The organism is Burkholderia guangdongensis (assembly GCF_013403875.1).
Classification (GTDB): domain Bacteria; phylum Pseudomonadota; class Gammaproteobacteria; order Burkholderiales; family Burkholderiaceae; genus Burkholderia; species Burkholderia guangdongensis.
Map to the genome: position 1 here is coordinate 207,733 of NZ_JACBNX010000006.1, position 6,823 is coordinate 214,555.

Sequence of the window (6,823 nt, forward strand, 5' to 3'; positions counted from 1 at the left end):
CACTTGTCCTCTCGGGAGTTGGAAGTTCGCTTGTTGAGCCATGCAGTGAGGGGGTCTTCATAATCGAATACGTCCCTCCACCTACACGGAGCGCCTCTAACGGCGTTGAGACGCTCATGCGTGCTCAAGGCGATGACCAAGCAGACCGCCGCCGAAGCCAGCCAAATCCAGTTGAAGGGGTGAATGAGAACTACGGCCGTCAGGCACGCAGCGAATGCGATCATCCACCCGCGTTTTGCCCACAGCAGAACCGCAGTGTTTTCGGTTTCGCCTGTCGTGGCAGAAGGAGCCGGCTTGTTGGTATCAGCGAGGCGCGTCATTGCTGGCCCCGATGGCTCTGTTCAATCCAGGCGAAAACCTCGTGCTCGTACCAACACAGCCTGCGGCTGTGCGGCATTTTGAACGGAGCAGGGATGAGGTGCCGATATTGCGCCTTCGAAACAAAGGTGCGAATGGTGGCGGGAGTTTTGCCGATCAGGTCGGCAAGCTGTTCGATGAATATGACGCGCGGGGATCCGCCGTCCGTGGCTGGTAGGGAGCTCACGTTTTCCTCTCATACACGAGCAAGAGCGCGTGTGGGGTGTCGTTCCCCACGTGCGAGGACCCTATTCGGGTGACTAGCGGAGTACCGAGTCAGCGATCACAGCGGCTTTGCGCGTTATCCGCCCTGCTCGCTAACTCCCGACGCCTAATGCTGGGTTATCTCTTCGCTGACTTGGCCCAGCGGCTCTAGTGTCATCATGGCGAACGATCCGAGATTGCCGTCACGAATTGTGTGGAGTAATTTAGAACGAGCGTCCGATACCGTCAATATTCTTTTAAAAACAATGACTTGTGTACATATGTATGTACGTAAATACGCATGGAATTTGTTACGGTGCCGGACGAGATTTATGCATTTTGGGAAGCGTCGGCGATATACGAGTGCCTCGGGCTACCCGAAGCAGATGTCTGGCCGCGGCCCATAGATGTGAACGGCACAGTCTCAGGCTACGTTCCGGTACCATTCGTCGGAACGGCTATTCTTGCTTTACTTGGCGCGCAGGGGCGATTCAAATGGGCCGCAGGATTAACACTCAACGGAAATATGAGGCCGCTGTTGCACGCGATGAAGCCATACGTATTGCCGAAAGAGAGCGTCACCAGTCGCGCCCCAGGTAACACGCCCCACGGGCCACCCGCGTTGGATGGCTTATTGCTTCTACGCTGCCGAACCACATGCTTTGGGGACTCGGGATACGCAGCGGCGTCGGCGTTATACGAGTCTTCTAACACCCGGATTTCACCAACGCCGCCGACAGGCACTCGCTACCTGCGGGGTGAACCTAAACGCCAAGACAATACCGCCCACTGTCGACACTGGCGCCCGGGAATTGCCTATCGCCAACCGTACGAGGTTCTTATCAGGCGCTCGCCATATCGATTGCCAGACGCATGTTGATCTTCTCCGATCGGAGAAGATCAAGTCAGCAGGTCGCTCTAGTAACTGAGCAGGTGAGCGTCGTCAATTAACCCGCGGGAAAGGCCATCGATCCCCTCACTACTGAAATGGGCGACAATTGAATCTGCGAACTGCGTCTGGATTGCCGGCGGCACATCGTTGTCGACGACAATAATTTGCGTTGCAACGCCTTTTTGTTTCGCGCGATCTGCTAGTGAAAACATATAGCTGTACATGTTGAGGTACTTGCTTGGATCGGATACCTCTTCTCTTCGATCTTCGATCTGATTTGTTTCGTTATATTGCTTTTGGGTCTTACCCAAATATTTCCCGACAGTGTCTACCATTAGAAAGGTCGGCAGATTACAGGTTGAATCAACCGCCGTGTCCAATATGCTGAGATAGAAGCCGATGGAGAGTATCGTCCGAAGGCCGCCGGAGGTGATGTCACTATAATCTCGCGATCGGAGCACTGGAAGTATTGTCCGCTTACTAATCGATACCTCGCGCTGGTCCTTGATCTTAACTTTACGCAAGTACGCACTCAAAAAATCTCCGATCTTCGACAAAATTCCTTCCATAGAGGGAGCTGCCGCTTTCAACAGATCAAGTTTCTCCTGCATCCCCACGATACGTTCGTCGAGAGCGACGGTTTCAGCGAGGATCCCTTTTTGCTGATTGCGCACCTTTATTGCTTGGCGAAGTTGCTTTCGGCTCTCGCCGAGTTTGGCGATTTCAGCAGACAAGCCATCACGCTCTGACAGATACGGCGTAATCATTTCTGCCGTCTCTTCATCGAGAAGTCGGCGTGCCCGATCCCGCTCTTCACTCAGCGATTTCAACTCCGCCGTCAGCATTCCTTGCTTGTCTTGCTCGACCTGAATGAGATCTTTCAGGTCGCGTACTCGTTTGACGAGCACATTCACTTCTTGGGCCGCACGATCACCATCATCGATCGAAAACTCCACCTTAATCTCGCCCAACATAACAGTGCTATCACAAAGCGGACATGAAAATGAGTCGACTTGAGCACCGATAACTGACTTAGACGTCCGTATCGATTTAAGTTTTTCAATGTCAACTTGGTAATCGTTTCTAAGTCTCACATAGCGATCGACGGCGCGCTCGGAAGCGGCTCTATCCTGTTCCGCCAATGAAATTTTTGCCGAAAGCTCAAGGAGAGTCTCTTTTAAAAATGAATAACTTTCACTGCCAGCGATCATTGCCGCGTTCACACCATTCAACTGCTGCCTCAGAGTTTCCTCCTGAAGCGCGACTGCTTCATGGGCGTCAGTAAGGTTTGACTCCGATTCAAACTCGGTTTCTCTCAAGAAGTCGGATACTACATCGTACTTTTCCTTTACATTATCTCGTCGCTTAACAAGACTGGAAAGTTCCTCGTGAGCATCAGAAACGTTGGTATCCAGGAGATTGAATAGATACTTAAACGTTTCTTTGTTTTTGACTGCAACGGCATAATTGCTACCGCCCAGCAACGCTTTGCTCCCTACGTCATCCTGTTTGAGATAACAATATTTGAAAACATCTCGGAAGCTAAGTCGAATCATTGCGGAGTCGACCTTCGATGGAGCTTGACGCATCTTAATATTTGGTATATTAAGAGCCATCATCATAAAATCCGAAAAGAATCCATCCGCAGACTCCGGCAAGCCGAAATTAGGCGTAAACTTCTTCGGGAAAGTCAATTCGACAGAGTCCAAATTGCCAGCATAGACTTCAATTGGATCATTCGGTTTGAATATATCCCGCTTAATAACGTATGGCAGATCATTTAATCTGGCCTCCATCATAACAAACCGGACCGACAGCTCAATTTCCCGATCGTAGACGAATTTCGAGGAGCCCAGAAGATAGTTAATACATTCCAGCACACTCGATTTCCCAGTAGTCGAGTCGCCATAAACGATATTTACCCCCTCAGCAAAAGGGATAACGTAGTTTTTTCTTCTTCCAACGAGGACAAGTCGGTTAATAACGAGACTGGGTTTATTTTGTTCCACTGACGTCACCTTCTAAATATTTCATTAAGGATTTTGTTTAGGGACGATGTAGACTGCGTCTTTGCGGGCTCGAGTGCGTAAAGGAGTCGGCGTACTTTCTCGAAATGGTTCCCGACCAATGCTTGAGCTGCCTGCTCTCCTTTCTCAGTCAATGAATAAACGAACCCATCTGCCTTCCTGTAATCTGCTGCCAAAAAACCCAAAGATGCGAGGTGCTTGAGCAAGCCTTTGATCCAGCGGTGGTCAAACAAAGAGTCCATGTTGACGGATAAACTGGAAACGGAGAGAACGTCTTCGGTCGCCAAATCAACCCTCGATGAACCTAAACGGATTAAAAGCTGCGCCAAGATGACTGGATTCTTGACAAGATACATAAAAATCAACAGTCGCTCGTTATTAAGCAATATTTTACCCTGCTGACTTTTCCCAAGTACGTTTATCATCAAAAGCAAAATTCCAACATTCAAAAATCTACTGCTGTCAGGAACCACGTAGGGTAAAGGTCGCATGAAAATCACCTGTCTTTTTCAAGTTCGACTTTTAAGGCCTCAAGCGCCTCTATCGACTGATCCTCGCTCCACCACACGTCGTCCTGAAGATCATTTGCGATTTGGTGGAGCATCCCCATTTTGTGCAGCCCTTGGAGCATCGGCAAGGCTGTCTTCAAGTAGTTGGCATCCTCTGATACGATCTTTTGATGGACCTCGTTCACCAATAACGTGGAATCTCCGCCCTTGCCACTCACAAAGCTTTCGTAACAATTCTGATAGAGCGTGCGTATTCTATCGTAGAGCAACCGAAGTTTTTCCTGATCAGCAGTGCTGCTGAACAGCTTTCTTGCGTACTCCGCATTTAGAAAGTGCTCTTTCGAGTGCTTAACTGTGGCATTGTGGACATCCGCCAACATGAGCTTAAGAACAAACGTTTCGTCTTTGTATTGGCTTGGATCCACTAAGCGCTTCGCAGTTAATCCAGCTTCCAATTCCCTCTGCTTAACAAAGTCATCTAGAAATTGTTTGGTCGCAGTAATGGCAATGCTTGACGCCCCACCAGGTTTGCAAATACTGAGATGATCATCATCGCAGGCTATTGTATCTTGGGGTAGGTTGTCGGTCCCGATTGCACTCTCTTTGGTGACGATATCGTCATAAGACCCATAAAAATATTTAATTGCCGGCTTCGAATTATACTTAACCCACTCATTGTTCATTGTGGGACATAGTTCACTGAGCGGCGCGAGATCGTTTATCTGTTTGTTATTCGAAAGGAGCTTCCCGTATGTCGCCAGGTTCGCCCCCAAGTGGGGAACTGCCAACGAAAGGAGGAGTTTAATTTTGCTCGCTTGACCTTGACGAAGATCATTCAAAATGCATGCCTTGGTGACCAGTCCGCCCATACTGTGAGCTACCACAATAATATTGTCATACGCGGCCAACGCGAATCTTATTTGTGATCCAAGCAGAGCGGAAATTTCTTCGATACTGACATTTTTCTTTGATTTCGGTTGAATTTTCGTGAAAAGAGATTTCAATCGACCAATTGTCGAATTGATTTCCACAAAGAGACTCGAGAGCTTTGTGAAATATTCGAATGTGGCAATGTCGAAATTCTCGCTGATGGAGGGAAACTGCGAAAGCTGGTCGAAGAAATAACCATGCTCTGCGTTCTTCCATGTTTCTTTTCCACCAGTAAAACCGTGGACGAATAATATAACTGTATCGCGATTGTTTTTTTTGATGAACTCGATCATTGTTTCCCCGTAACTGTGCGGTCGCCAGTGTTTCAAGAATAGCTGAAAACCTCAATCTAAACCATGTTCAATACGAATTGCGTATACGTTTTGCACATTGCAGCTGCCGTCGCCGAGCAAAACGACAAGGAAAGCGCACGGTCCTGCCCGGCGCTTGTGTCCTTGGCGCAGCACCATCTGTAGCACCCAACAAGGTCGGCGGGTTATGACACTCCAATTTCCGCTGATGCGAATTGACTCCGTTTTAGGACGGGATGGAGGCGCCTGCAAAAAGCACGAAAGCGTGTTGCGAAAACTTGATGGCGTACGCCTCGCGAAACACCTCATCACGCACCGCGGCATGCATCACGCCCGCGCTTTCCGCATCTTGCGATCTAGCTTCCTCACCTGTTTCTCTAGTGCCTCAATCTTATCGAGATAGGGCCATAGCTCGTCCATAATACGGTCCTCCCGTTCCTTTAGCTGCTTGACCACGGACACGTATTCCCGCTCGTACCTGAGTCTGGCGACCCGCGTATCGGACCATGCGCGGTTAAGAGGCTCGCTTTCTTTTCGCAGCTTACGCAACTCGCGTATAGCGGCCTTCAGTTGCGCCTCGTCAGCCAATTCGGCGGCTAGTTCGGGATTCATCGTGGACCTTTTACGCTCACGGGTCGGTGACATCAACCGCCCCGGAAAACTGCCGAGCCTGGGCAACACGACAGTCACTTAAGCCGTTTCGCCAGATCCTCAGCTCGAGGATGGTAGTACCGCATGAGCATACGCGGGTCGCGATGTCCAGTAATCTTCGCCAGATCGTGCACTGGGAATATCGCCGCCAGGCGAGAAGTTGCCTCATGGCGAAGATCGTGGAACCGGAGATCCTCGAGGTAGGATTTGCTGGGCACCGTCCCAGCATCTTTGCATTCGGTTACGTAGATAGACCGCGCACGTTCAACAGCACGTTCGAACGCCCGTGTTACCGCATCACTGCGAATTGGAAAGACCCTGTCGTCGCCGCTACGCGTCTTGGCAGCTTTTCGTTGCTCCTTGAGCACTTCGACGGCACGTGTCGACAAGGGAACGTCTCTGGAACTCCCGTTCTTGGTTTCCGGGAGGTGTGCGACCCGTCGGCGTAGGTCAACGTGCTCCCACTGGAGATCGACGATTTCCCCGCGTCGCATCGCCGTTTCGACGGCGAGCCAAATAATGGCAGGCAGCAAGTCCGAACCACTTGCCGCCACGACACGCTCCAACTCCCCGGCTTCCGTCTGACGAGCAGACTCCGTGTCAGATTCGGGAGCAGCGATCCGGCGGGTGCGTGCATTGTTGGGCGGTGGCTTGCGCACCAGCTCGAGGGGATTGAGCAGACTTTCCATGCCCCATTCCTTCCGGGCGATGCTGAAGACATGGGAGAGGACAGCGAGGCGCCGCACCACGCTGGCTGGCTTCAGTGGAGGATTGGTCTGTTTCAACCAATCGTCCCTCAGTTTGGAGGTATCCGGAATTTCGTGTGTGAGGCGGGTTGAGACTCAGATTCCGATATTGAATCGCTCCGGGTAAAGCAGTGCAAACTGCGTCATCGCGCCTTTCCAATCGTGCCGGGAGCCGGTCCACTTGGCAACGACGTTA

At 50.7% G+C, this 6,823-nt stretch carries 5 protein-coding genes and 1 pseudogene; all 6 read right to left on the reverse strand.

From position 1 onward, the window contains the following. Window positions 1-316: 316 nt before the first annotated feature. Window positions 317-544 carry a helix-turn-helix transcriptional regulator gene (locus tag HZI36_RS08520; RefSeq protein WP_179402198.1) on the reverse strand — a complete coding sequence of 76 codons (228 nt, stop codon included), beginning with the start codon at window positions 542-544 and terminating at the stop codon, window positions 317-319. A 935-nt stretch (window positions 545-1,479) separates the two neighbouring features. Continuing rightward, complete coding sequence (locus HZI36_RS08525; protein ID WP_179402199.1) at window positions 1,480-3,462, reverse strand: AAA family ATPase; 1,983 nt, start codon at window positions 3,460-3,462, stop codon at window positions 1,480-1,482. Window positions 3,463-3,467: 5 nt separating this feature from the next. Continuing rightward, window positions 3,468-3,971: an ABC-three component system middle component 4 gene (locus HZI36_RS08530; protein WP_179402200.1), complete on the reverse strand. Its 504-nt coding sequence runs from the start codon at window positions 3,969-3,971 to the stop codon at window positions 3,468-3,470. Between the two features lie 5 nt (window positions 3,972-3,976). Beyond that, entirely contained in the window at window positions 3,977-5,212 is a 1,236-nt protein-coding gene (locus tag HZI36_RS08535; RefSeq protein ID WP_179402201.1) for an ABC-three component system protein, read from the reverse strand. Window positions 5,213-5,557: 345 nt separating this feature from the next. After that, window positions 5,558-5,842, reverse strand: coding sequence for a hypothetical protein (locus tag HZI36_RS08540; RefSeq protein ID WP_179402202.1), 285 nt, complete (start codon window positions 5,840-5,842; stop codon window positions 5,558-5,560). Window positions 5,843-5,916: 74 nt separating this feature from the next. Next, a pseudogene (locus HZI36_RS08545) lies at window positions 5,917-6,693 on the reverse strand (site-specific integrase); the annotation flags it as partial. Window positions 6,694-6,823: the final 130 nt, after the last annotated feature.